The 25,512-nt window shown below is 65.1% G+C and carries 21 protein-coding genes; 6 read left to right on the top strand and 15 right to left on the bottom strand.

The window, feature by feature from the left end:
* Positions 1-774, bottom strand: a complete 774-nt coding sequence (locus tag FJW10_RS25230; protein ID WP_140902080.1) for an N-formylglutamate amidohydrolase — start codon at positions 772-774, stop codon at positions 1-3.
* A gap of 101 nt (positions 775-875) precedes the next feature.
* On the opposite strand from FJW10_RS25230, the gene FJW10_RS25225 reads away from it, so the two are divergent.
* The gene (locus tag FJW10_RS25225; RefSeq protein WP_140902079.1) at positions 876-1,724 is read left to right on the top strand and encodes a MurR/RpiR family transcriptional regulator; all 849 of its coding nucleotides are present in this window, start codon (positions 876-878) and stop codon (positions 1,722-1,724) included.
* Positions 1,721-3,028 (top strand): glutamine synthetase family protein, encoded by a 1,308-nt coding sequence (locus tag FJW10_RS25220; RefSeq protein WP_140902078.1) that lies wholly within the window; start codon positions 1,721-1,723, stop codon positions 3,026-3,028. The genes FJW10_RS25225 and FJW10_RS25220 overlap by 4 nt, the downstream gene beginning before the upstream one ends.
* A gap of 122 nt (positions 3,029-3,150) precedes the next feature.
* On the opposite strand, the gene FJW10_RS25215 is transcribed toward FJW10_RS25220, so the two are convergent.
* From FJW10_RS25215 to FJW10_RS25165, 11 genes are all read right to left on the bottom strand, one after another.
* Positions 3,151-4,686, bottom strand: coding sequence for an SRPBCC family protein (locus FJW10_RS25215; protein ID WP_140902077.1), 1,536 nt, complete (start codon positions 4,684-4,686; stop codon positions 3,151-3,153).
* Between the two features lie 10 nt (positions 4,687-4,696).
* Positions 4,697-5,134 carry an SRPBCC family protein gene (locus FJW10_RS25210; RefSeq protein ID WP_140679313.1) on the bottom strand — a complete coding sequence of 146 codons (438 nt, stop codon included), beginning with the start codon at positions 5,132-5,134 and terminating at the stop codon, positions 4,697-4,699.
* A 237-nt stretch (positions 5,135-5,371) separates the two neighbouring features.
* Positions 5,372-7,576, bottom strand: a complete 2,205-nt coding sequence (locus FJW10_RS25205) for a flotillin family protein (protein WP_140902076.1) — start codon at positions 7,574-7,576, stop codon at positions 5,372-5,374.
* 88 nt (positions 7,577-7,664) lie between these two features.
* Complete coding sequence (locus FJW10_RS25200; protein ID WP_140902075.1) at positions 7,665-9,884, bottom strand: ABC transporter permease; 2,220 nt, start codon at positions 9,882-9,884, stop codon at positions 7,665-7,667.
* Entirely contained in the window at positions 9,877-10,662 is a 786-nt protein-coding gene (locus tag FJW10_RS25195) for an ABC transporter ATP-binding protein (RefSeq protein WP_140902074.1), read from the bottom strand. Before FJW10_RS25195 ends, FJW10_RS25200 begins: the two co-directional genes overlap by 8 nt.
* A gap of 24 nt (positions 10,663-10,686) precedes the next feature.
* Positions 10,687-11,928 carry an ABC transporter substrate-binding protein gene (locus FJW10_RS25190; protein WP_140902073.1) on the bottom strand — a complete coding sequence of 414 codons (1,242 nt, stop codon included), beginning with the start codon at positions 11,926-11,928 and terminating at the stop codon, positions 10,687-10,689.
* A 51-nt stretch (positions 11,929-11,979) separates the two neighbouring features.
* Entirely contained in the window at positions 11,980-13,008 is a 1,029-nt protein-coding gene (locus FJW10_RS25185) for a branched-chain amino acid ABC transporter permease (RefSeq protein WP_140902072.1), read from the bottom strand.
* The gene (locus FJW10_RS25180; protein WP_181177663.1) at positions 13,005-14,006 is read right to left on the bottom strand and encodes a branched-chain amino acid ABC transporter permease; all 1,002 of its coding nucleotides are present in this window, start codon (positions 14,004-14,006) and stop codon (positions 13,005-13,007) included. The genes FJW10_RS25185 and FJW10_RS25180 overlap by 4 nt, the downstream gene beginning before the upstream one ends.
* Positions 14,007-14,050: 44 nt before the next feature.
* On the bottom strand, positions 14,051-15,391 hold the full coding sequence (locus FJW10_RS25175; protein WP_140902070.1) for an amidohydrolase family protein: 1,341 nt from the start codon (positions 15,389-15,391) through the stop codon (positions 14,051-14,053).
* Positions 15,392-15,443: 52 nt separating this feature from the next.
* Positions 15,444-16,223 carry an alpha/beta fold hydrolase gene (locus tag FJW10_RS25170; RefSeq protein WP_140902069.1) on the bottom strand — a complete coding sequence of 260 codons (780 nt, stop codon included), beginning with the start codon at positions 16,221-16,223 and terminating at the stop codon, positions 15,444-15,446.
* Positions 16,220-17,098, bottom strand: coding sequence for a fumarylacetoacetate hydrolase family protein (locus FJW10_RS25165; protein WP_140833546.1), 879 nt, complete (start codon positions 17,096-17,098; stop codon positions 16,220-16,222). Before FJW10_RS25165 ends, FJW10_RS25170 begins: the two co-directional genes overlap by 4 nt.
* A 225-nt stretch (positions 17,099-17,323) precedes the next feature.
* On the opposite strand from FJW10_RS25165, the gene FJW10_RS25160 reads away from it, so the two are divergent.
* Positions 17,324-17,995, top strand: a complete 672-nt coding sequence (locus tag FJW10_RS25160; protein WP_140709083.1) for an FCD domain-containing protein — start codon at positions 17,324-17,326, stop codon at positions 17,993-17,995.
* A 363-nt stretch (positions 17,996-18,358) separates the two neighbouring features.
* On the top strand, positions 18,359-18,610 hold the full coding sequence (locus tag FJW10_RS25155) for a DUF768 domain-containing protein (RefSeq protein WP_140643874.1): 252 nt from the start codon (positions 18,359-18,361) through the stop codon (positions 18,608-18,610).
* A gap of 111 nt (positions 18,611-18,721) precedes the next feature.
* Here the strand turns inward: FJW10_RS25155 and FJW10_RS25150 are convergent, their stop codons facing one another.
* Together FJW10_RS25150 and xseA are read right to left on the bottom strand one after the other, a co-directional pair.
* Positions 18,722-19,840 (bottom strand): P1 family peptidase, encoded by a 1,119-nt coding sequence (locus FJW10_RS25150; RefSeq protein WP_140902068.1) that lies wholly within the window; start codon positions 19,838-19,840, stop codon positions 18,722-18,724.
* A 7-nt stretch (positions 19,841-19,847) separates the two neighbouring features.
* Positions 19,848-21,413 carry an exodeoxyribonuclease VII large subunit gene (xseA, locus tag FJW10_RS25145; RefSeq protein ID WP_140902067.1) on the bottom strand — a complete coding sequence of 522 codons (1,566 nt, stop codon included), beginning with the start codon at positions 21,411-21,413 and terminating at the stop codon, positions 19,848-19,850.
* A gap of 122 nt (positions 21,414-21,535) precedes the next feature.
* Between xseA and FJW10_RS25140 the strand changes: the two genes are divergently transcribed.
* Positions 21,536-23,746 carry an EAL domain-containing protein gene (locus FJW10_RS25140; RefSeq protein ID WP_140902066.1) on the top strand — a complete coding sequence of 737 codons (2,211 nt, stop codon included), beginning with the start codon at positions 21,536-21,538 and terminating at the stop codon, positions 23,744-23,746.
* A 2-nt stretch (positions 23,747-23,748) separates the two neighbouring features.
* Here the strand turns inward: FJW10_RS25140 and FJW10_RS25135 are convergent, their stop codons facing one another.
* Entirely contained in the window at positions 23,749-24,705 is a 957-nt protein-coding gene (locus tag FJW10_RS25135) for a LysR substrate-binding domain-containing protein (protein ID WP_140643877.1), read from the bottom strand.
* A 238-nt stretch (positions 24,706-24,943) separates the two neighbouring features.
* Between FJW10_RS25135 and FJW10_RS25130 the strand changes: the two genes are divergently transcribed.
* The gene (locus FJW10_RS25130) at positions 24,944-25,234 is read left to right on the top strand and encodes a DUF1127 domain-containing protein (RefSeq protein WP_140643878.1); all 291 of its coding nucleotides are present in this window, start codon (positions 24,944-24,946) and stop codon (positions 25,232-25,234) included.
* Positions 25,235-25,512 lie beyond the last annotated feature (278 nt).

Below are 25,512 nucleotides of genomic sequence, written 5' to 3'. Positions count from 1 at the left end.
TTAGTCGCCTCTCTTCATGAAATCGCCGATCGCGCCCGCAAGAAGGTCCGCGAAACGCGCCACGCCTTCAGGGTGCGAAATGTGGTCGTTTCGTACCTCGATCAGGCTGTGGGCAATGCCGTTGCGCTCGCCATGCACAGGTACGAACCAATCGGATTGATCGCTGATCGCGTAAGGCTCCTGCATGCCGATCGAAAGATCCGGCGCGACTGCTAGGAGATATTGTTTGAGCGCCGGGGAGGTCCGCTCGTCCTTCCTGTAGAGGAAGCCGATGTCCCACGGCCTCGACACGCCCCGCAGCACCGGATTGAAGCTGTGGATCGCGAAGATGGCCTTCGGCCGGCGATCCCGGATCGCCTGCGCCAGCGCGCGGTCGAACGGCTCGAAAATCTCCGTGGCACGCTGCGCCCGTTCCCGTTCCTCCAGGTTCCTGTTGGCCGGGATTTCCGTTCCATCGCTGACCGGCGGTATGGAGTCGTCGGCATCCGTCGGCCTGTTGCAATCGATGACCAGCCGGCTGTATCGCTGCGCGATGAGGCGCGCATCGAGGCGCTCGGAGAGTGTTAAGGCAAGATCGCGCGCGCCGATGTCGTAGGCGATGTGCCTATCCATCTCGCTCGCCGCGATGCCGAGATCTCCCAGGGAGGATGGGATATCGCGGCCGGCATGTTCGCAGACAAGGAGCACATCGCCGTTGCCGGCGGGATTGACGATCTCCACGGGGAGGGGATCGGCGTCGCCGAGAAGCTTCGGTGGTTGATCGGAAATATTCATGATGCTTTCTCTCTCCGGGCAAGGATGATGAAAGTTTTTCATCAATGTCAAATCTAAAATGACAATTGACTAAATTTTTTCTGCGTGGGAGGAAGGCGGGAATGGAACTCAGGGCACAGATCGAAGAGCTTGAGAGCGCATTGACGCCGGCCGAGCGCAAGCTGGCCTCGACGCTGCTGGCGGACTATCCGTTTGCCGGGCTGCAGACGATCCAGACGCTCGCCGACAAGACCGGCGTGTCGGCGCCTTCGATCACGCGCTTCGTCGCCAAGCTGGGCTGCCAGGGCTACCAGGATTTCCAGCACAAGCTGATCGGCGAGCTCAAGGAGTGGCATCGCTCGCCGGTGGAGCTGCACAGCAAAAGCTCGCACGGCGCGAATTTCCTCGAAGCCTATGTCGAACGCGCGAGCCAGATTGTGCGCGCGGTTCCCGCCGCGCTGACGCAAGTGCAGTTCGAGCGTATCTGCGGCATGGTGGCGGACGAAAGGCGGGCGATCTATCTGATCGGCGGCCGCATCAGCGATCCCATCGCGCAGCATTTCTCGCGCCATCTGCGCCAGATCCGGCGCGACGTCTTCCACATCCCGCCCGATCCGGAAGTCTGGCCGGAATATATCTTGCGGATGAAGGCACGCGACGTCTTCGTGGTGTTCGATTTTCGTCGCTATCAGCCGCGCCTCGAGCAACTCGTGCGCACCGCCAAGCAGGCGAGCGGCATCGAAGTCCTGATCTTCACCGACAAATGGATGTCGCCGGTCTCCAGCGAGGCGACCGAGGTCATCGCGCTCTCGATCGACAACGGAACGGCATGGGACACCTACATCGCCGCCATGGTCACGGTTGACGCGATGATCACCCACATTTCCGAACGGGACTGGAATTCCACAAGCAGCCGCATCCGCGCCTGGGACGCCCTGCGGCTGGACAAGGAAAGGAAGTCGACAAAATGATAAGGGAACCCCTGCTCTTCGTCGCCACATGCGATGTTTCGGGGCGTGTTCGGGGCAAGGCATTTCCTCTCGATCTCCTCGAAAAAAGGGCAGGGCGCGGCGTGGGATGGACGCCCACCAACGTGCAGATCACCTGCTTCGACGCGATTGCCGAAAGCCCGTATGGTTCGCTTGGCGACCTCTTGCTGGTGCCCGACCGGGACAGCCGCGTGACGGTGGATTTCGAGGATGGCGGCCCGGCCGAGGACTTCATGCTCGGCGACATCCTGACCCTCGACGGCACTCCCTGGGAGTGCTGCACGCGCTCCATCCTGAAATCGGCGCTGAAAAAGCTGGAGGACGTCGCGGGTGTCCGGTTGGTCGGTGCCTTCGAACACGAGTTCCACCTCAAGGCCGGCGATGGCGGCGGCGCCTATTCGATGGAGGGCTACCGCAACCGGGCGGCATTCGCCGAAACGCTGATGGCGGCGATCAAGGCGGCCGGCCTGAAGCCGGACACGGTGATGAAAGAATACGGCGTCGGTCAATACGAGGTGACGATCAGCCCGGAGCGCGGCGTGCGCGTGGCCGATGCCGGTCTTGTCCTGCGCGAGATGGTCCGCGCCACGGCCCGGCGCTTCGACGACGAGGCAAGCTTCACCCCGATCCGCCATCCCGACGGCGTCGGCAACGGGGTCCATATCCATCTCAGCTTCGAGGATTCCAGCGGCCGTCCCGCGACCTATGACGAGAATGGTCCGCACGGCATGTCCGCGATCACGCAAGCGTTCGTCGCGGGAGTGCTGAAATATCTCGACGGCATCGTCGCCTTCACGGCGCCGTCGTCGGTTTCCTATCTCAGGCTGACGCCACATCGCTGGAGCGCGGCCTTCAACAATCTCGGTGTCCGCGACCGGGAGGCGTCGGTGCGGATATGCCCGACCACAGAGCGCGATCCGGAGGGCGTGGCCAGGCAGTACAACATCGAATTCCGCGCGGCCGACGCCGCGGCATCGCCGCATCTGGCGCTCGCGGCTATCGTTCATGCCGGGGTGCAGGGCATCATGGAAAAGCTCGAGGCGCCACGGGCGACGCAGGAAGATCTTTCGCTGCTCGATCCGGCGACGCTGGCCGCCCGCGGCTTCACCCGGCTGCCGCAATCGCTCGGCGAGGCAATCGAGCGGATGATGGCCAACGAGACCGTGCGCGGCTGGTTCCCCGCCGGCTTCTGCGAAGTCTACCGCGACCACAAGCTCGGCGAGCTGAAGTTCCTCGGCGATCGCAGCATGCTCGATCAATGCAAAGCCTATGAGGCAGTCTATTAGACTATGCCGCCGAATGGAAATCGGAGAACTCGCTCGAGAAGTGAAATCGGAAACCCTGATGCGCACCGGCGTCAATAGCTTTTCATCGCTCCTGACAAGCGCACGAGCGACCCGATCGGTGGCTACGGCAACAAAACGAGCGCACCGCTGGTCCTGCGGGCTTCCAGGTCCTGGTGGGCGTCCGCGGCTTTGGCCAGGCCGTAAGCCACGGGCTGCGCGATCCTGACGGCGCGTTGGCGAAATGCCGTAAAGAAGCGGTCGACATGCGGCGCGAGCTTTTCGGGCGTGTCGGTGTAGTGAGCATAATTGGGCCGCGAAACGGTGATCGACTTCGAGGCCAGGCGGTCGATGTCCCAGGCGCCGACCGGCCCCGATGCCTGGCCGAAGCTGACGAGATGACCGCGCACAGCAAGGGCCGCGAGCGAGCCGGCGAAAGTATCGACACCGACGGCATCGTAAATGACGTTGGCGCCTGCGCCGGCGGTCAGCCGCATCACCGCCTCGCTGAAATCCTCCCGGGAGTAGACGATGACATGGTGCGCGCCGAGACGCTCGACGATGCGCGCCTTGTCATCGCTCGACACGGTTGCGATCACGATGGCGCCGAGATGGCGTGCCCATTGCACCAGCAATTGGCCGATGCCGCCTGCACCGGCGTGGATGAGCACGACCTCGCCTGGCCGAACGGCATGGATGTCATGCAACAGGAAGCTGGCCGTCACGCCCTTGAGCAGGCTGGCGGCGGCGGCTTCGTCCGATATGTCGTCGGACAGCCGCACCAACAGGTCGGCCGTCATGTTGCGGCGCTCGGCATAGGCGCCGACCGGCGGGCAGGCATAGGCCACCCGATCGCCGACCGAAAGGCCGGATATTGCCGCGCCGACAGCCTCGATGACACCTGCCGCTTCCATGCCGGGAACGCCAGGCAGCCGCAAGAGATCGAAGAAGCCGGTGCGGCAATAGACGTCGATGAAGTTGACGCCGATCGCCGTGTGGCGGATCCGCACCTCGTCGGGCGCCAGCGGCGGCAATGCGATTTCCTTCAGCTGCAGAACCTCCGGTCCGCCATAGCGCTCGACAAGGATCGCGCGCGTCGTTTCTTGTGTGTCCCAGGGCGGTGCTGGGACCGACGGCGCGGGGATCGAACGGGATGCCACGCCTGTTGGCCTCGACGGCATGATTGCCGGCGACGGCCTTGCCTCGGCCGGCATGGCGGCGTTGCGGCGCCCGAGGAGATTGCGGATCGCGGCAAAGCCGGCACGATAGATATCTTCGGCGACCAGCTTCACCAGTTCGTCACGGCGATGCGCCGGCGGGTGGAATTCGGAGCGCCATTCCCAGAAGGTGGCGTTGCCGTCGGTGACCGGCTTCAGCCGTATCGACGCGACATAGCCCATCAACGGCAGCGGTGCCTCGAGCAGGCAGTAGCTCAGCCGGCGCTCCTTGTCGGACAGCGCCAGAAGCTGCTCGCGCAGTTCGCCGCCGTCGGCCAGACGGAAATGGCGCACGGCGCCGACCGCGTCGGCCGGCTCGCCGCCATCGATCTCGCTCGACGCGATGGCCGGGTGCCAGCGGTCGTGGCCGTTGAAATCGCGCAGGATGGCCCAGACCTCCTCGATCGGGGCATCGATGATCGTGCTCTGGCGGACCTGGACCATTCGCGGCGGGTCAGCGTCCGAAGCGCTGCTTCAGCGCGGTGAGCGCGGCCTGGAACACGCCGCTGCCTATCTGCTGCGTCAGCGCCGCCTCGCGCCCGGGGGCGCAATCGAACTCGGCCTGCCATTCGGCCAACGTCAAATTGCCGTCGGTTATCGGCGTCAGCGACAAGGTGGCGACATAGTTCTCCACCTGCATCGGGCTCTCCAGGATAGCGTAACTGCAGGAGAGGTCGTAGTCCGACAGCGCCAGCAGTCGCTCGCGGATCCGTCCGCCGTCCCTGAGCGTGAAACTGCGGATGCAGCCGATCCGGTCGGCATGCGCGTTCTGCTCGATGCGGCTCTCGGCCACGAAAGGCGCCCAGTCCGGCAAGCCGTTGAAGTCGCGCACGACCTTCCAGACGTCCGCGGCCGGGGCCGGGATGACCGAGGAGACATAGACCTTGGTCATGCTTGAGAGCCGGCTGTGGGCATGGCGGTCCGAGCATCTATTGTCTCGCGCCGCGCCGGGTCGACCTCCACTCCGTCGAGCTTCGCTCGACACCTCTCCCCCGATCGACGGGGGAGAGGAAAGGCGCGAGGCGATTCCAACTGGCTCCTTTCCTCTCCCTCCGGAGGGGGGAAAGGTGGCGCTGCGAAGCAGCGACGGAGTGGGGGAACCACTTGGCAAGGAAACACCGCCCTCACCTCAATGGTCGCGGTCGTCATCGTCGTCCTTGGCGGTCTTACCCTTGCCCTTGCCTTGCCCTTCTTGTCGCTTGTCGCGGGCGAGGTTCGAAATGTCCTTGGCATCGCGCAGCACGTCGGTCATCCGTCCGAGCGAGCCGCCTTCGATGCCGATCTCCTTCATCAGATTGTCGATCATCGGCGCCTGCACCCGGTAACGCAGCGCCGAATCGATCACCTCGTCGGTGACGTTGCGGTTGCCGCCCGACCCGCCGTTGATGCCGTCGACATGCAGGATCTTGATGCCGTCGATCTTCTCCATCGGCTTGACGCTCTCGCGGATGATGCCTTCCATGTGATCCAGCAATTTGCCGCGCAGGCGCCCGGCGCGCGCCTCGCTGGAGAGAAGGTTTTCCGCTTCGTTGATCTGCCGATGGCCGGTCGCGTCGACCTCGTAGCGCTGGGCGGCGGCAAGGGCGTGGATCTTTTCCGATTCCGCGGCGGCGACGGCCGCGATCTTCCGTGCCTCCGCCAGGCTCTTCGCGGCCTTCATCTCGGCGTCGGCGGCGGCGGTGACGCGAAGGGCCTCGCGCTCGGCCTCGCGTTGGGCGGCGATCAGGTCGGTCAGCTTGCGGCGCTCGGCGATCTCGCGCTCGCGGGCGGTCAGGGCCTGTTCCTCGGCCTGGATGGCTTTGGCGCGAACGGCTTCCGACGCGGCGATCGCCGAGGAACGTTCCTGCGTCTTCTTGGCGATGTCGATAGCCTTCTGGATCTCGGCGATCTCGATCTTCTGGTCGCGGTCGACGCTGAGCTGACGAAGATCGCGCTCCTTGATAAGGCGCGCCTCCTCGATGCCGCGCTCGGTGGTGATGCGGGCTCGCTCGACCTCTTCTCCAGCCGAGATCTCGGCTTCCTCGAAGGCCTGGCGCTTGGCGATCTGCAGGGCTTCGAGATGGCGCTCCCTGGCGATCCGCACCTCGTCGACGGCACGCTCCTGCACGATGCGCGCAGTCTCGGTCGCCTGGCTCTCGACGATCTCCGCGCGACGCTTCTCCGCCTCCGCCCTGGTCACTTCGAGCGCCTTTTCCGCCAGCGCGATCTGGCGTTCGAGCTCGGCTATTTCGAGCGCCTTCTTGCGTTCGATCTCGAGCCCGCTCTGCGCGCCTTCGCGCTCGATGCGAGCCTTCTCCAACGCCAGGCCGAGAGCGATCTGCTCGCGCTCGGTCAATTCGCGCATCTTCATCTCGGCCTCGTCGAGCGCGCGGCGGCGCGCGATCTCGCGGCGCTGCGTGTCCTCCTCGCTGCGGATGCGTTCCTCGGTGATGCTGCGCTCCTGGGCGAGGCGCGATTTCTCCACCGCCTCGCGCGCGGAAAGTTGCGCCTGTTCGGCTTCCTGGTCGCGCACGGCCCGTTCCCTGGCGAGCTCGGAGCGCTGCGCCGCGCGCCTTATCTCCACTTCGCGCTCCTGTTCGAGGCGGGCATATTCGGTGTCGCGCTCGATCTCCAGCACCTTGCGCTGCGTGTCGAGATTCTGGTTGCGGATGTCGACCAAGGTGCGCTGTTCGATCTCGTTGCGCATGCGGCGCCTGGTCTCGATGGACTCCGTCAGCTGCGTCAGGCCTTCGGCATCGAAGGCGTTGGACGGGTCGAAATATTCGAGGCTGGTCTGGTCGAGATCGACGATGGCGACGCTCTCCAGCTCGAGCCCGTTGGCGGCCAGCGACTCCTCGGCCAGCCTGCGCACCTTGGCGGCATAGTCGCCGCGCAGTTCGTGCATCTCCTCCAGCGTCATCTGGGCGGCGACGGTGCGCATGGCGCCGGCGAACTTGCCCTCCAGCAATTCGCGCAGGCTCTCGGGCTGCAGCGTGCGGCGGCCAAGCGTCTGCGCCGCGGCGGTCACGAATTCGCGGCTCGCGCCGACGCGAACGAAGAACTCCGCGATCAGGTCGACGCGCATGCGGTTCCTGGTGATCAGCGCCAGCGCGTCCTCGCGGCGAACCTCGATGCGCAGCACCCCCATGTTGACCGGGGTGATCTCGTGCAGCACCGGAATAACGAAGGCGCCGCCATTGACCACCACCTTCTCGCCCAGGAAGCCGGTCCGCACGAACGCCGTCTCCTTCGTCGAGCGGCGATAGAGCCATCGCAAGATGTAGACGACGATCACCACGACGACCGCGGCAACGATCAGCCACAACAGGAAAGCGCCAAAGCTCTGCGCGTCCATCACCTATCCTCCCAGCACGATCCGGTCGGCGCGAGGCGACCGGCACCAATTTCAAACATCCACCTGCGGTGGCGCGAAGTCCATTGCTTCATGCCCGCCTCTGCAGCTTCGGGGTGATCGCGTGGAACGCGTTGATCACCGCATCGACAAAGGGGGCGTCGTTGATGTTCGCGCGCACGCGCTCGACATGGCGTTGCGGCGTCCGGCGAACGGTCTTTTCCATCGCTTCGAACAGAGCGTTGTCGGCTTCCGGATCGTGAAAGGGCTGGCCGGGCGCATCGAGCAGCGACACGCCGCCCTCGGGCAGCAGGAAGCGCACCGGTCCGTCCATGGCGTTGAGCCGCCCGCCGATCCATTCGCCGAAGGCCCGGTTCTCGTCGCGGGTCGTGCGCATCAGCGTGACGTTCGGATTGTGGATGACGAATTTGCGGCCGCGGAACTTCTCCGGCACGGTCTCGCGCGGCCCGAAATTGACCATGTCGAGCGCGCCGGCCGAGCCGACATAGGGCAGCCTTGTGCGGATCGCCGCCCCGAAACGATCCTCGGTCGCCGGGAAGACGCCGCCGACGATCATGTCGGCCACTTCGGTCGTGGTGAGATCGAGGAAAGCCGACAGCAGGCGGGAGTCGGCGAGATTCTCCATGGCGCGCCCGCCGATGCCGGTGGCGTGGAAGACCAGGCAGTCATAGTCGGCTTCGAGCCGTTTCGTCACCGCCTGCACCGCCGGCGTGGTGACGCCGAACATGGTGATGCCGAGGGCAGGGCGCGCCAGCTTGCGCCTGGCGTCCCACGCTTCTGCATTGGGCAGTTGCGCGACCATGCCGGCCATGGCGTGGGCGGCGTTGGACAGCACCTGCTCGGTGATGGAGTTCAACCCCTGAACATCGGCGACCGAATGGAACATCATGATGTCGGCGCCGCCGACATATTTGGCGACGTCGCCGGCAGCGACCGTCGAGACCATCAGCTTGGGGATGCCGACCGGCAAGACCCGCATGCCGGACGTCGCCAGCGTGGTGCCGCCGGAGCCGCCCGCCGAGATGACGCCGCCGATGCGCGGTTCCCGCTCGATCCAGCGCGCGAAAGCCTCCGTCATGGCGCTGACCGAGCCGCCGCGATCGTCGGTGAAGACGGTCGAGGATCCGCGCGGGTGCATGCCGGCCACCTGCATGGCGGGCACGTCCGCGCTCGACGGCTTTCCCGACGTCGACAGGTCGACGGTGCGCACAGGCAGTCCGAGCGACTTCAGCCTGTCGGCGACGAAGCGCAATTCCTTGCCCTTGGTGTCGAAGGTGCCGACGACCAGCACGGTTTTGCCGATGCGCTCGGCAAAGGGGATGGCGAAGACCTTCCTCGGGTCGTCCCGCGGCGCCGCCTTGTCGACGGCCGCCTGCCTCAGTTCGGCGACCGGCACGTTCCAGCGGTTGGGCAATTGGGTGACGGGCCGATAGCCGCCGTCGCCCCCCGCCGGCTCGACCGATCCGGCGGCCGCGCGGTCGACACGATAGACGGCCGCCAGCTGCTCCTTTGCCTGCGCCGCTTCCGTCGGCGTGACAGGCGCTTCCTCGGCGTGGCGTCCGACGCCGAGCAGCCGCTGCTGCAGGCCGCGGTCGACGGCGAGCGCGGCCGCGTCCATCAGCCGGTTGATCCGGCCATTGACCATGATCGCGACCTGGCTGGAGACGGCGGTGGCGACGCCGATGTTCTGCTCGATCACGAGCACCGCCATCTCGCCTTCGGCGGCAAGATCGACCAGCATCTTTTCGACCTGGTCGACGATGATCGGCGCCAGCCCCTCGGTCGGCTCGTCCATCACCAGAAGCTTCGGGTCGCCGAGGAGCGCGCGCGAGATGGCGAGCATCTGCTGCTCTCCCCCCGACAGCTGCGATCCGCCATTGTGGCGGCGCTCCGCCAGGCGCGGAAAGGTCTGGTAGACGCGCTCGACCGTCCAGTTCGCGTCGCGCCGGTTGCCGCCGGCAAGGCGCAGATGCTCGTCGACCGTCAGGCTCGGCCAGACGCGCCGCCCTTGCGGCACGTAGCCGACGCCGAGGCGGTGGATCTCGTGCGGTTCGAGCGCGGTGATCTCACGGCCGTCGAAGCGGATCGAGCCGGAGCGCGCGCGCTTCAATCCGACGATGGTATTGCACAGCGTCGATTTGCCCATTCCGTTGCGGCCGACGACGGAAAGCACGCCGCTCTCCAACGTCAACGAGATCCCCTGCAAGGCATGGCTCTCGCCGTAGAAGACCTGCAGGTCTTCTATCTTCAGCACCGCCCTGGGGCTTTTGCCGGCAGAGCGTTCAGCCATGCTTGCCTCCTAGATAGATCTGCTGAACCTCCGGATCGGCCTCGATTTCCTGCGGCGTGCCTTGCTTGAACAGGTGCCCATTGTGCATCATCGACACGTAGTCCGCCACGCGCAGCGCGACGTCGAGATCGTGCTCGATGATGATGAAACCGATATGCTTGGGCAGCGCGTTGAGGATGGCGACGAGGTCGCGCCGCTCGGTCGGCGAAAGACCCGCCGCCGGTTCGTCGAACAGGATGAAGCGTGGCGCGCCGGCGAGCGCCAGCGCGATTTCCAACTGGCGTTGCTGGCCGTGGCTGAGCGTCGCCACCAGTGCGTCGCGATGGGCTTCGAGATGAACCGCCTCGAGGATCGATCGCGCCTGCACCATGTTGACGTCGTCGGCGGCGGGCCTCAGCAGCGAAAACCGCCGGCGCGAGACGCCTCGGCAAGCGAGAAAGATGGAATCGAGAACCGACAGCCCCTTGAACAGCTGCGAGATCTGATAGGTGCGGCGCAGGCCGCGGCGGATGCGCTCGTGCGGCGGCAGGTCGGTGATGTCCTCGCCGAAGAAGCGGATGCGTCCGGCCGTCGGCAGGAAGTCGCCGGTCACGGCGTTGAAGAGGGTGGTCTTGCCGGCGCCGTTGGAACCGAGGACCGCGCGCCGCTCGCCGGCCGCGATCCTCATGTCGATGCCCGAGAGCGCCACCAGCGCTCCGAAATGCCGCGCCACGCCATCGAGCTCCAGCGCGTAGGCACTGGTGCTCTGCAGACGGTTCGCGGCCAGGTTTTCGGTCACTGACGATGCTCTTGGCGCGTGCCGTTACGGGCAGCTCGGATTGTCGCGGTTGACCGCCCCAAGCTTCATGAACTCGTCCTCAGGAATGCCGAGCGTCTGGTTGACCTGCGGCACGACCTTGACCAGCTTGTTCAGGAGATTGCCATTCGAACCTTCGGTGACCTCGGTCAGGAAGATGTCGGCGATGGCGTTGCGGTTCTTGTCGAGCGACACCTTGCCGGTCGGCGTGTCGAAGGACAGCTTCGACAACGCCTCGCGCAAGTTCTTGCCTCCATCGGAAACGTCGCCGCCGACCTGGTCCAGCGCCAGCAGCGTCGCCTTCATGTTCACATAGTAGCCATGGGCGAAGAGCGAGGGCGAGGGGAAGGCGCCCGGCTGCTTCTTGTAGGCGTCGACGAACGCCTTCCAGGCCGGCGCGTCATTGGTGTCGGCGGTCGGGCCGGCAGACGGCGTGCCCTTCAGCACATCCTTCAGCTTGCCCTTCGAGGTCAGCACCGTCTGGTCGACGGTGATCGAGCCGCCGATGAGCGGAGCCGAGCCGCCGGCCTGCTGGTACTGGGTCAGGAAGTTGACGGCGTCGGCGCCGCCGAGCGCCACATAGATCGCGTCGACATCCTCGGGGATCGCCGCGATGACGGAGGAGAAATCCTTGTTGCCGATCGGCACCCAGGACTTCGACGGCACATGACCGCCGGCCTTGCAGAACTCGGCCATGAAGCCGAACACCTGCGTGTAGGGGAAGGAGTAATCCTCGGCGACGGTGGCGACCTTCTTGTAGCCCTTGTCGTTGAAGGCATAGGTGCCGAGGCCGGCCATCCACTGCGCCCCGTCGGTGGAAAAGCGGAAGAAGTTCTCGGCCGGATTGCGCAGCGTCGTGTCCTGCGCTGCCGAGGTGCCGTTGATGAACGTCACGTCCGGCTTGGTCTTGGCATAGTCCTTGACGGCGAGGCCTTCATCGCCCGAAAGCGGGCCGACCAGCACCTTCACGCCGTCCTGCTCGACAAGCTTGCGCGCGGCGCGCACGGCGCTGTCGGGCGAGGCGTCGGACGAGCCCTTGACGATCTCGATCTTCTTTCCGGCGACGGTGCCGTTGGTCTCGGCGACCGCCGTCATGGCACCGCGTTCGCCGTCCTCGCCGAGCACCGTGAACGGCCCCTCGAAAGTGGCGAGCAGGCCGATCTTGATCGTGTCGTCGGCGGCGAGCGCCATCGAAGGCGCGGTCAGCCCGGTGAACAGCGCCAGGGCCAGCAGTGTACGTCTGTGCATTTTCGGTTCCTCCCGTTTGATTGGTCAGCAGTGCTTCATCCGCGCCGGCCGCTAGGGGCCGGCGCGCAAGGATCCCTGGGCAAGATGTGGCTTGATCCTCCCCCACAACCCAAGAATTCCATCCGGCGAGACGAAGACGATCGCCAGGAACACCAGGCCGATCAGCGTGTTGAAACGCTCAGCACCGACGATGTCGATGGCGAAGGTCTGCATCAGTATGACGACGATCGCGCCGACGAACGGCCCGATCGGGTGGCGCAGGCCGCCGATGACGGCGATGATCAGGATGTCGATCGCCACGTCGACGCCGATAGTGCCGGGCGAGACACGCCCGTTGAACCACACCAGAAGCACGCCCGCCAGCCCGGCGAGGATGCCTGCCAGGAGCCAGGCGAAGACCTTGTGCGCGGTGACATGATAGCCCAGCGCCCGCATCCTTCGCGGATTGTCGCGGATCGCCTGCAGGGTCATGCCGAAGGTGGAGCGGGAGCCGTAGAGCACCGCCGCGTAGGACAGCGCCGCAAGACCGAGACAGAGGTAATAGAAGGGTTTCGGGTCACGCCAGTCGATGCCCCAGAAGACCGGCGCGTGGATGCCGGCGTAGCCGGAATGGCCGTTGAAGATCGCGTAGTTCTGCTGGGCGAAGTAGAAGGTTGCCGTCGCGATCGCCAGCGTGATCATGAGCGTGTAGATGCCTTCCGTGCGCACCGAGATCCAGCCGATCAGCGCCGACGACACCGCCGCCGCGGCAACCGCGAAGGGGACGACGATCCACCAGGGCCAGCCGAAGCCCAGCACGTTGGAATTGTTGCTGCCGAGGATGGCGACGGCGTAGGCGGCGATCCCGGCGACCGTGATCTGCGCCAGGCTGAGCATTCCGCCATAGCCGGCCAGCAGCATCAGCGACAGCGCCAGCACGCCGAAGATCATCGAGTAGCCGGCGATCTGCGTCAGGAAGAAATCCGATGCCACCAGCGGATAGAGAACGAGCGCGACGGCAAGGATGACGTGACCCGCGCCGATCTTGTCCAGCCAGTTCTGTTGCGGCACCGCGCCGTCTGCGACCGTGGTCAGGCTCATCTCGCCTTCCCCATGATGCCTTGCGGCCGCACCGCCAGCGTCACCACCATGATGACGAAGGTGAGCACCACGCCATAGGTCGGGAAATAGACCAGGCCGATCTGCTCGGCCAGCCCGATGAGCAGCGCTCCGATCGCCGCGCCGGTGATGGAGCCCATGCCGCCGACGATCACCACGACCAGCGAGGCAAGCAAATAGCGCACGTCCTCGCCGGGTGCGACCGAGAGGGCCGATCCGCCGACCACGCCGGCGAAACCGGCAAGCCCGGCGCCGACCGCAAAGACGATGGCGAACACCGCATGCACGTTGACGCCCGAGGCCGACAGCATGGCGCGGTCGTCGACGCCGGCGCGGATCATCATGCCAACGCGGGTCCTGTTGAGCATCAGCCAGAGCCCGACTCCGATGACGATCGCCGCCGCCAGCACAACCACGCGGTAGAGCGGATAGGTGAGGAAGACCGAGGCGCCGTTCGAGCGCATTGCTGTGATGATTGGCAGGGTCAAGGCGCCGTCGAGCCATTCCGGCGTGGCGATCTGGTAGGTGCCGCCGGCCCACACCGCCAGCATCAGGTCTGCGGCGACGATCGAGATGCCGATGGTGACGAGGGTCTGTCGGAGGTCGTCGCCCTCCAGGCGGCGGAAGACGAAAACCTGCATGACGACGCCGATGATGGCCAGCACGGCAAAGCCGGCGGCGACGCCGAGCAGCCAGTAGCCGGTGCGGCTGGTGACCTCGTAGCCGATATAGGCGCCGAGCAGGTAAAGCGAGCCGTGCGCGAGGTTGATGTTGCGCATCAGGCCGAAGATCAGGGTGAACCCGCTGGCGACCAGGAAATAGAGGCCGGCGAGCGTCAGGCCATTGAGGATGGCGCTGACGAAGGCCTTCTTGGAAATAAGGATCGCATTCAACCAGGCGGGCCAGACGGCGAAGACCAGCCAGGCGACGATCGCCGCTGCCAGCAGGCCGACCAGGCCCCAGGCCTGGTTGCGTGTCATGCCGCCGCCCGACAGCGGCGAGGACGATGGCTGGTCGAGTATGCTCATGCGGTCAGCCGCCGGCGCTGCTCGTTCATGCGCGGCGCCTTGTGGAACTTGCCGTCCTTCATGATGGCGAGGATGCGGTTCTTGTCCTGCAGGATGCGCACGTCCGAGATCGGGTCGCCGTCGATCAAAAGGATGTCGGCGAGATAGCCTTCCTTGATCAGGCCGAGCTCGTCGCCCATGCCCATGATCTGGCCGCCATATTTGGTGCCGGCCTGGATCGCCTCCATCGGCGAGAAGCCGAGCATCTCGACGAAGGTCTGGATGTCCTTGGCGTTGGTGCCTTGCGGCGTCCAGGCAAAGCCGTAGTCGCCGCCGATGCACACGCGAATGCCGCGCCGGTGCATCTTCTTCATCGTGTCGATGCACATTTCAAGCTCGCGCTCATATTCGAGCGACAGCGGCGAACCGGGCTTGATGCCCCATTGCTCGGCGTACCGCGCGGTGTTGATCAGCCATGCGATGCCCGGCGCCACGAAATGCTTGTCCTTGACCGCCTCGAGCATGTCGAGCGCTTCCTCGTCGGCGAAGGAGGCATGGTAGATGTTCTGGATGCCGTGGCGCACGCACTGCTTGACCGAGCCGGAAGAGCGTGCGTGCGCCGACAGGACCTTGTTGCGGCAGCGCGCCTCGGAGGCGGCCATGGCGACCTCCTCTTCCGACATCGGCGTCTCCTCGGCGCCCATGCCGGTGATGCTCTCGCCGGATAGGTTGAGCTTGATCGAATCGACGCCGTATTTGATCAGCTGGCGCACCGTGCGGCGGATTTCCTCCGGACCGGAGACGACGATGCCGAGATTGAGGCCCTCGTGCGGAATATGCGAGGGCGCGGAATCGCCAAGGCCGCCGACCGTTGTGATCTCCGGTCCCGCCGCGAGGTAACGCGGTCCGGGAAACCGACCCTGGTTGATGAACTTCTTGGCGACGACGTCGAGCCGCGGCTTGGCGGCGGCCGCGCCCCGGCCGGCGGTGAAGCCGGCATCGAGCACCAGCTTGGCCATCTCCATGGTGACCAGCATGTGCTCCTCGATCTCCATCATCTGGATGGGATCGATGCCGGGCGCGTTGTTCCAGGACAGATGCAGATGCGCGTCGATCATGCCGGGCATCAGCGTCGCGCCCATGCCGTCGATTACTGTGACGCCCCCTGGCGCGCCGCCATTGTAGGAAGACGACGCGGAGGAGCCGAAGCGGGACGAGCCCTTGGTGATCTGCTTGATGCGGTTGCCCTGCACCAGCACCTCGCCGGTGTAGGGATATTCACCTGATGCGTCGAGCACGCGCACATTGGTGAAGAGCGTGCTTCCCGACCCGTTTCCGGCCCAGCTTTCGTCTGCCATAACAAGCCTCCCAACTTGCCGAGCGCGTAAGTCTACGCCCGATCCGAAATCCTCACCTATCAACCCGTCTCAAAAAATCGGCGAGCTTCAAGCTGCTCTCGCGCGGGCTTTCCACCGTGGCCCAGTGTCCGCACCGATCCAATGACGAGAATACGGCTCCCTTGATCTTGTCGGCAAGCGCCTGGGCGACGCCCGGCGGATTGACCGTGTCGGCATCGCCGGTGACGAGCAGGGTCGGCGCCGAGATCCGGCGCGCATCGACAGCTGTCGCCTTGGCCAGGGCCTCACAGGTGCGGGCATAGGATTCGGGGTCCTGGCGGGTGATCGATTCCCGCACGAAGGCCGCTGCCGCGGGCGATGTCTCCCTGGTGTGGGCCGAGATCGCGTTGGCGACGATCTGATCGGCGATGTCGGCGATGCCGCCCGAGCGCGCCAGACGGGCTCGGTTGGCCAAGCCTTGCCGTGTCGCTTCGGCCGGTTCGGCCAAGGCGCCGAACAGCACGAGCGAAGCTACCAAGGAGGGCTGTGTCGCCGCGATCTGCTGGCAGATGATGGTGCCCATCGAATGGCCGACGAAGTGCGCCGAGGTAACGCCCATGCCGGCCATGGCGCGGATCACGGCTTCGCTCATCCCTTCGGTGGTAAGCGGTTCGATCGGGCGAGGCGAACGGCCCGAGCCCGGCAGGTCGAGCCGGACGACGCGGTAGCCCGACAGCGCCCCCATCTGCGGCTGGAACATGTTCGAGGTGCCGCCGAGGCCGTGGATCATCACCACGGCCGCGCCTTCGCCTATAACTTCCCCGACGACCTGGCCGACAGTCACGGTCGTCATTGCGGCCTCTCCACGAAGCGGTTCTCCAGCGTGCCGATGCCGTCGATCTCGATGCGCACGACATCGCCGGGCTTGAGATATCTGGGCGGATCGAAGCCGATGCCGACGCCGACGGGTGTACCGGTGGCGATGATGTCGCCGGGCTTGAGCGTGATACCTTGCGACAGCGTGGCGATGATGGTCGGGATATCGAAGATGAGCAGCGATATCCTGGAGTCCTGGCGCAGGTCCTCGTTGACGAAACAGCGGATGCCGGCGCTGGCGAGATCGAATTCGTCCCTGGTGACGGCCCATGGACCCATCGGACAGAACGTGTCCTGCGATTTGCCGATCAGCCACTGGCTGTATTTGCCTTGCAGGTCGCGCGCCGTGACGTCGTTGACGATCGTATAGCCCCAGACGTGGTCGAGGGCTTCCTCTTTCGAGATGCCGCGCCCGCCCTTGCCGATGATGACGGCGAGCTCCGCCTCATAGTCGATCGCCGTCGACACGGAGGAGTCGATCAACACGCTGGCGTGGTTGGGGACGACCGATTCCGGCACTTTGGAGAAGATGATCGGGTGTTTCGGCACCGCGCCGGCGCCGGCGCTGGAATCGAAGCCTGAGCGGGCGAATTCGTGCGCATGCTCGTGATAGTTCTTGCCGACGCAGAAGATGTTGCGGCGCGGTTGTGGAATCGGAGCCTCGATCTCTACGCCCGCCAGCGGGACCGGCGAGAGGGTGCGCGGCAGACCGGCTCCGTTGCGTTCGATCAGCGCCAGCAATCCGGTCTCGGCGCGCTCGACGGGGAAATCGAAGGGGGCGACGGTCTGGGCGGCAAGATCGACCAGGCCGACCCGCCTTTCGCCGGCGAGCGAGAATGTCGCGACCCGCATGAAGTTCCTCCCGTGAACCAATTTTGCGCCAATTTTCCGCTCTTTTGAAACACGCTAGCGCCAGTTGGCTTAGGCCGCAAGCCGGATTCGGTTTGGCTGCGTGAAATAATTCCAATGCTCGCGGCCGTGCAAATGCGGGCCTGTTTGAAGGCCTGCATGATGGACGGCCGCGCGAAAAGCTGCTAATGAATGGTGCATTATTGGATCAGATAAACGCTGCCAAACATGCCGAAGCTGGTTGCCAACGACATCGCCATCGCCTTGAAGAAACGAATTTCGCTGGGCGAATGGATGGAAAACGGCCGTATGCCGCCCGAGCGTGACCTAGCGAGCGAGTTCGGTGTGGCGCGCAACACGGTACGCCGCGCCGTCGGCCTGCTCGAGGATGACGGCACGGTCGTACGGCATGTGGGTCGCGGAACTTTTTTGACGGCAGCCAATCCCGATTCCATGGCCGCGACCGTCGCGCGGATGGAAGGGACCAGCCCGGCCGACATGATGGAGATCAGGCAGTTGCTGGAGCCGGCGGCGGCATCCTTCGCCGCGACCAATGCAAGCGCGGGCGAATTGAACGCCGTGCGCGAGGCGCACAAGATCGCCTGCGCATCTCAGGACATGCCGACGTTCGAGCACTGGGACGCGGAATTTCATCACCGTATATTTGCATGCTCGCGCAACGACTTCCTCAAGGAGATCCACAATCTCATGCGCGTCCTGCGCAATCAGCGGCCGTGGTTCGAGATGAAGAAGCGTTCCTTCTCGGAGGAACGTCGCGCCACCTATTGCAGCGAGCACCAGCTCGTCCTGGATGCCTTGCTGGCGCGCGACTCCGAAGGCGCCAGCAACGCGATGCTGACGCATCTGAGGACCGTCGAGCGCAATCTTCTGGGGAGGTAGTCGCCTCGATGAAGGGCCCCGAGTCGACATCGCATGAGGATGCCACTATATAGCCCCTGCTCCAGCTGAGGCCGGGGCAGCGTTGACCGGAAAGCTGTGACATAGCCTGTGCTACCCATCGTGATACAAATGCGCTGTCGAACATAGAAAAAGACAGCAAAAACAACAACGGCGGCCTTCTGTCGGTCCCGGCCAGCAATCCCATCATTCTCAACGATCTGAACGTGCACCTTCAACCCTTCCATTCCTTCCGTTTCGCGAACCACGGGCAAGATGTCTTGCCGTTGGAGGCCGACTCGGCTCGAATGGAGGGGGCGGACGTTCATGGCTACCAACCGGCTTAGCCGCTAGGGAAGAAGCAGTATGAGTGAACATGCGATCGAGTTCTTGCGCGGATGGATTGGCGAGAAAGTCCAATGCCAGCATTCGCCGATCAAGATCGAGCAGGCCGAGACCCTTGCCAAGGAGTGCTGCGCCAAGGCTGCCGAGGCGGGCATTCTCCTGGAGGACATCCAGGAAGAGGTCGGCGACATCCAGGAACTGATCGCGTCGCGCCTCGAGGAGGCCGCCGAAGAGGGCACCAGCGAAGCGAAGCCCGACAAGCCGGCGGAATAAACAGCCGCCTGCCACAGGCCGGCTCTTAGAGCAATTCCAGGAAAAGCGTGTAACGGTTTTCTGTCCGGAATTGCGTAAAAACAAAAAGATAGAGCGTTTCCGTGAAACGCTCTATCCGAATTTTTCCTTCAGCCATGCCTTCGGCAGCGCAGGCACGAAATTGCCGTCGCGCCCCGTCATATCCTCGTTCGCCACCAATGCGTTGAGGATCGCTTCCTCGACACCTTGCACGACCGCGTCGAAGAACGGGTCGATGTCGACGTCCGGGACGAACTCAGCGCGGGCGATGCGGCCGGAAGCCGCCTGGGCGGCCTCCGGATTGGCGGTCGAGAAGGCGAGAAAAATATCGCCCGAACTGTGGTAGCCATAGCCGCCGGTCATGGCGATGCCCAGCGGCACCCGTCGGGCGAGCCGCTTCATCTGATGCGGCAGGAACGGCGCGTCGGTGGCGACGACAGCGATGATCGAACCCTTTTCGGCGCGCGCCGTCGCCTCGCGGACCGCCGGGTCGACAAGCTCCGGCCCGATGCGCCGGCCACGAATGGTGAAATTGCGCCGTTGGCCGAAATTCGACTGCACGAAGACACCCAGCGTATAGCGCCTGTCCTGCCATTCGACGATGCGCGAAGCGGTGCCGGATCCGGCCTTGAAGCCGAAGGTGATCATACCGGTGCCGCCGCCGACGCTGCCTTCCTCGATGGCCCCGCCGCTAGCGCCGTCGAGCGCGGCGGCGACATGCTCGAAGCCGACGTGATGGCCGTTGATGTCGTTGAGGAAGCCGTCATAGGTCTCTGCCGCCACCGGCAGGCCCCAGCCTGTATCGAGCGCGGCTGGCAGCACCTTGTGCATCCAGCGCAAGGTGGCGTCGCGGGTGACGCCGCAGGAATGCGTGTTGGTGATGGTGACCGGGAAATTGAAGGCGCCGGTTTCCTCGATGATGTGGGTCCCGGTCAGCTCGCCATTGCCGTTCTGGCTGAACACGCCGGCGAAGACCGGCGTCGCGAGATCGGCGACCGGCCGTGGCAGGATCGCGGTGACGCCGGTGCGCACCGGGCCGATGCCGACCTGCAGCGGACCGTCGCCTGAAATCAGCGTCGTGTAGCCCACCGACACCCCCGGTACGTCGGTGATGGCGTTGAAACGGCCGGGCGTGCCGTCGAGCGCGATACTGAAGGAGCGCAGGCGCGGCTTGCCCGATGGCGTGCGAAGATGCGGGTCGTGGTTGCTCATGGAAACCTCAGAACAACGAGCCCTGATTGCCCGGCTCCTTGGCTTTCGCGGGCGATTTGGCGGCCAGCTTCGGCCGTGCGCCGCCGCTGGTGGCGATGGCGTCGGCATTGCCGTCGGCGAATTCCAGCTGCAGCGCCACGCCGGGCGCCAGCTCCGCGACCCGCTTGATCACGGCGCCGTCAGCGTCCTTGACCAACGCGAAGCCACGCGCCAGCACGGCTTTGTGCGACAATGTCGAAAGCAGCCGGTCCGCCTGGGTGAGAGCCGCGCGCAGCCGGTCGAGCCGCCGCGCCGTCGCCTGGTCCTGCCTGCGCGACAGTCCGGCCAATGCGTCGGCCTGCAGCTTCTGCCGTCGGACGATCGGCGCCGGCGACAGCCGCGTAGAATTGCGCTGAAAGCGTGCGCGGCGCTCACGCACGATGGCGAAGAACGCGGCTCGCGCCCGGGCAATGTCGCGGCCGGTCAGCGTGCGCGCTTCGTTGAGGCGCCGCGACAGGGTCGCCGGCGTCAGCCTTTGCCGCTCCAGCGTTGCTCGCTTGCGCTCGATATTCACTGTCAACCCCCGGCCAAGTCGGCTGGTCGCATCGTCGAAACGGCGGCGTGGCAGCGCCAGCAACTGGTCGGGCGAGGGGAGTGCCCGCGCCGCCGCGCGCACCGCCTGGCGCTTGCGCTCCAGATGCCGCGAGGCGCAGGCGTTGAGCCGCGCGCCGAGGCTGGCGAGCGTCGCCACCAGATCCGCCCTGACCGGTACGGCGATCTCGGCCGCACCCGTCGGCGTCGGCGCGCGCATGTCGGCGACGAAGTCGATCAGCGTCCAGTCGGTCTCGTGCCCGACAGCGGAGATCACCGGGATGCCGGACGCCGCAACGGCCCGCGCCAGCCCTTCGTCGTTGAAACCCCAGAGGTCTTCGAGGCTGCCGCCGCCGCGCGCCACGATCAACAGATCGGGCTGACGGATGGGTCCCTCCCATGTCAACGCGTTGAAGCCGTTGACCGCAGCCGTGACCTCCCGGGCCGTCGTCTCGCCCTGGACCCTCACCGGCCAGACCAGCACATGGAGTGGAAACCGGTCCTTGATGCGATGGATGATGTCGCGGATCACCGAGCCGGTCGGCGAGGTGACGACGCCGATGACGCGCGGCATGAACGGCAGCCGGCGCTTGCGGCCGGCATCGAACAGGCCTTCGGCCTGCAGCCGTCGTTTCCGCTCTTCGAGCAGCGCCATCAGCGCGCCGGCGCCCGCCGGCTCCAGATTGTCGATGACGATCTGGTAGTTGGATTTGCCGGGATAGGTTGTCAGCTTGCCGCTGGCGATCACCTCCATGCCTTCCTCGGGGCGGAACTTCAGCCGCGCCATGGTGGTCTTCCAGACCACGGCATCGATCCGCGCTCGGTCGTCCTTCAACGCGAAATAGGCGTGGCCGGACGAATGCGGGCCGCGATAGCCGGAAATCTCGCCACGCACCCGCACATTGCCGAAGGCGTCCTCGACAGTGCGCTTCAGCGCGCCCGAAATCTCGCTCACCGTGTATTCGGTGGCATTGCTGCGTGATTCGGTTGCTGCTTCACTCATCTGGCGATTGGGGAACGCTTATCGGCGCGCGTCAAGCCGGGAGAAACCTCGCTAATATTATAACGCGATTTTAAGCCCGATTTGCTTTGACTGGCGCGCCAGGAGAGCCGGCCGGGGACGTGATGAGCGCACGCCACAACAGCAGTCCGTTGACGCGTCAGGTCACGCTGATCGTGCTGACGTTCGCCGCCTTCGCTTTGGCCATTGTCGTCGGCTTCGGCTTCTACGCAGCCGGCCAGGCCGATAATGCCTCGCTCGAACGGCAGAAGATGTTCATCGCCAACGGTCTGCAGGACCAGATCGCGGCCGTGCGGCGGGAGCAGGAAAGCGTTTCGGTCTGGGATGACGCGATCATCAATGTGAGGGCAGGGAACCAGACCTGGATCGAAGAGAATCTCAGTGTCTGGATGTACACCTATTACGGTCACAACCGGGTCTATATTCTCGACGCCGCCAATCATTCGATCCACGCCATGCGCGAGGGCAAGGTGGTCGACGCTTCCGCCTATGGCGAGGACCAGCCCACGCTTCTTCCCGTCATCGAAAAACTGCGCCGCATGCTGGCTGGGCCGCCGCAGACCGATGCGTACGGCCAGCCTGCGAAGATGGTGGCCGGGGATTTGGTGTCGCTCGACGGCAAGCCGGCGATCTTGAGTGTGATGCCGCTGGTGCCGAGCTCGGACAGGGTCACCCAGGCGCCGGGTACGGAATACCTGCATGTGTCCGTCGAATTCATCAACGACGCGGTGATCGGCAAGCTCGCCGGCAAATACCTGCTCGAGGGCGCGCGCCTGGTGCCGCTGTCCGAGCAGGTTGGCCCGGCCGCCGTGCCGCTGGTCGATTCGCGCGGCGTCATCCTCGGCTATATCGGCTGGGACCAACTGCGGCCCGGCCTTGCCTTGGTGCGCAAGATCGCTCCTGCCCTGGCGGTCGCGCTGCTGTTGGCGGGCGGTGTGCTGGTGTTCCTTTTGCGCAGGTTGCGCCGCGCCTCGGCTGCGTTGCAGACAAGTCAGGACCAGGCGCAGTATCTTGCCTTCCACGACACGCTCACCGGCCTGCCCAACCGGGCGCTATTCGAGGACCGCTTGCGGCGCACGCTGCTGTTCGCCAGCCAGGACAGGACGCGCGTGGCGCTGCTTTATCTCGACCTCGATCGCTTCAAGCATATCAACGACACGCTCGGCCATCCGGCCGGCGACGAGCTCGTGCGTCAGACGGCGGCGCGGCTCAAGCACACGATCCGCGAAGTCGATACCGTCGCGCGACTCGGCGGCGACGAATTCGCCGTCATCCTGCTTGACGTTCCCGACGCCGGAAGTGCGGAGGACATCGCCGAAAGGCTGCTCTTGAAGCTGCGCGAGCCGTTCCGGCTGATCGACGACCAGGTCTTCGTCAGCGCCAGCGTCGGCATCGCGCTGTCGTCCGGATCGGACACCGACGCGGACGACCTGTTGCGCAAGGCCGACATCGCGCTTTACGAGGCCAAGAAGAACGGTCGTGGCCGCTACGAGCTGTTTGCCGGCGACATGGACGATCTCCTGTTGCGCAAGCGCAAGGTCGAATCCGAACTCCGCAAGGCGCTCGACGGCGAAGGTGGCATCAGGCTCGCTTATCAGCCGGTTTTCGGGGCAGACGGCCACGGCATACTGGGTGCCGAAGCGCTAATCCGCTGGGGGCATGAAGTGCATGGTACCTTGCCGGCGGCGCAATTCATCGCGATTGCCGAAGAGCGCGGCCTCATCGGCGAGCTCGGCAAATGGGCGCTGAGCGAAGCCTGCCGCTTTGCCGTCACGACCGAATTGCCGTGGATCGCGGTCAACATCTCGCCGATGCAACTGCGTGACGCCGGCTTTGCCGAAGAGGTCGCCGGGATTCTGAGACAAACCGGGCTCGACCCGTCCCGCCTGCAGCTTGAGACCACCGAAAGCGTTCTGCTCGAGCACAATGACACGATCGGCAGGATGATTGCCGCGCTGCGCCAGTCCGGCGTGCGCATCGTGCTCGACGATTTCGGCACCGGCTATTCCTCGCTCAGCTATCTGCGCCGTCAGGCGATCGACAAGTTGAAGATCGACCGCTCTTTTGTGCGTCTGCTCGACGAGGACCAAAGCGCCCGCGCAATCGTCAAGACGCTGATCGAGCTGGCGCTGGCACTCAAGGTGGAGGTGACCGCTGAAGGCGTCGAGACTGACGCGCAAAAGACCTTGCTGGTCGGCATGGGCTGCCACCAGTTGCAGGGCTATCTGCTGTCGCCGCCGCTGGAGCCCGGCCAATTGCTTGCGCTGCCGGGTGTTTCGTCCGCCGACCGGGAACTTTCGGCAGCTCGCGCCTGACTTTACCAGCCAGGCATGATCTGGTTCGCCTTGACCCGCTTCATCTTGGCGAAGGCGAGCGCGGCGAAGTCGAAGCTTCCCGCCTCCTCGCTGACCGGCACGGAAATGTTGTCGAGGCTCTCGGCGATGTGGCGGGCCAAGGCGTCGACGATCTCCGGCTGAGACGTCTGGCCGCGCATGATGCCGATGCGGCAGTCCGGCAACTGGCCGAAGCCGTCGGCCTCGCCGAGCACGCGCATGCCTGGCCGGAGCGCGCATTCCGGCAGCACCGAGACCGCCAGGCCGGAAAGCACGGCCGCGGTGATCACCGTGGCCGAGAAGCTGGAGAACAGCACGCGGTACTCGCGGCTCTGCCTGTCGAGCACGTCGACCGCGGCGCGCCGCCAGATGCAGTTCGGCCGCCCGAACGCCATCGGCAGGGTTTCCTGCTCATGCGTGGCGTGGTTAGCCGAGGTGACCCACAACAGCGGCTCGCGCCGCACCACCTCCGACTGGCCGCGCGTGTCGTTGTGCGTCACCAGCGCCAGGTCGAGATTGCCGCGCTTGATGTGCTCGACCAGCCCTGGCGTCGGCTCGCAGACGACCGTCAGCTCGACGCGCGGGTTGGAGCGCGAGAAGCGCGCCATGATCTCGGGCAGGAAGCGGTCGGCGTAGTCGTCGGGTGTGCCGATGCGGATCGTGCCTTCCAGCCGCTGGTCGTCGAAGGCGGCTAGAGTCTCGCGGTTGAGGTGGATCAGCCGCCGCGCATAGGAAAGCAGCCGGTCGCCTTCCTCGGTCAGCTTGTTGGTGCGGCCGTCCTTTTCGAACAGCGGCTTGCCGATCCGCTCCTCCAGCCGCCGCATCTGCATAGACACCGCCGACTGCGTGCGGTGGACCTCCTCGGCCGCGCGGGTGAAGCTTCCCGTGTCGGCGATCGAGATGAAGGTCTGCAACTGATCGAGGTCGAGCGGCGCTTTCATCGGTCCAACCTATCATTGATGTTGATGCTACAGATTAAAAACATTCGTTGGATTAATCAATCGCGAGATGGCAAATTGGCATCGTCCACATGAAAGCAGTGCATGTCGCCCAAAAGTGGCCCCCGGGTTTGGCGGCAACGACATGCATCACGTCAATGAATGGAAACCGGAACGGCGCTTCTCCCAAGGCGCCGCTTGCCTGGTTTCGTCCGCTCGACTCCTGGAAGGAGAGACTGACATGACCACGATTGAATTCGCTTCCGAGACCCCGCGCATCACCACGCGTCCGGCCGTTGCGACGCGTGCGCTCAATGCTCTCGCCAACGCCTATGTCGCCTGGAAAAATCGCCGCGCATTCTATCGCCTGGGTGAGATGTCGGACGCCGAGCTTGCCGATATCGGCCTGACCCGCGCCGACCTCCACGTCGCCGTCGCCGTGCCCTTCGGCCGCGACCCGACGGTGAAGCTGCGCGCCATCGCCAGCGAGCGCGCCGACACGATCGAAGATCTCGCTCGTCAGGTAGCCTGAACGGCCGCGTTGCCTGGAGTCCCGGCCGCGTTGAACCTTTTCACGGCTCGGCGCGACCAAGTCTCATGCAGGCTCCCACACTCCCTGCCGGTTCCCCGCCGGCCAGCCTGCACATTGCCCGGTTCCTCCTCCAGGACCGGGCATTTTTCTTTAGTTCGTCATTCTAGGGCGGAGCAAGGAGCGAAGCGACGCGCGTAGACCCTAGAGCGGTTCCTGCTTTGACGGAATCGAGGGGGATTCCGTATCCACGGTTTTTGTGATTCAAAATGCTGGCTGGA

This window comes from Mesorhizobium sp. B4-1-1, from assembly GCF_006439375.1.
Classification (GTDB): domain Bacteria; phylum Pseudomonadota; class Alphaproteobacteria; order Rhizobiales; family Rhizobiaceae; genus Mesorhizobium.
This window is presented reverse-complemented; position numbering and strand designations above follow the sequence as displayed.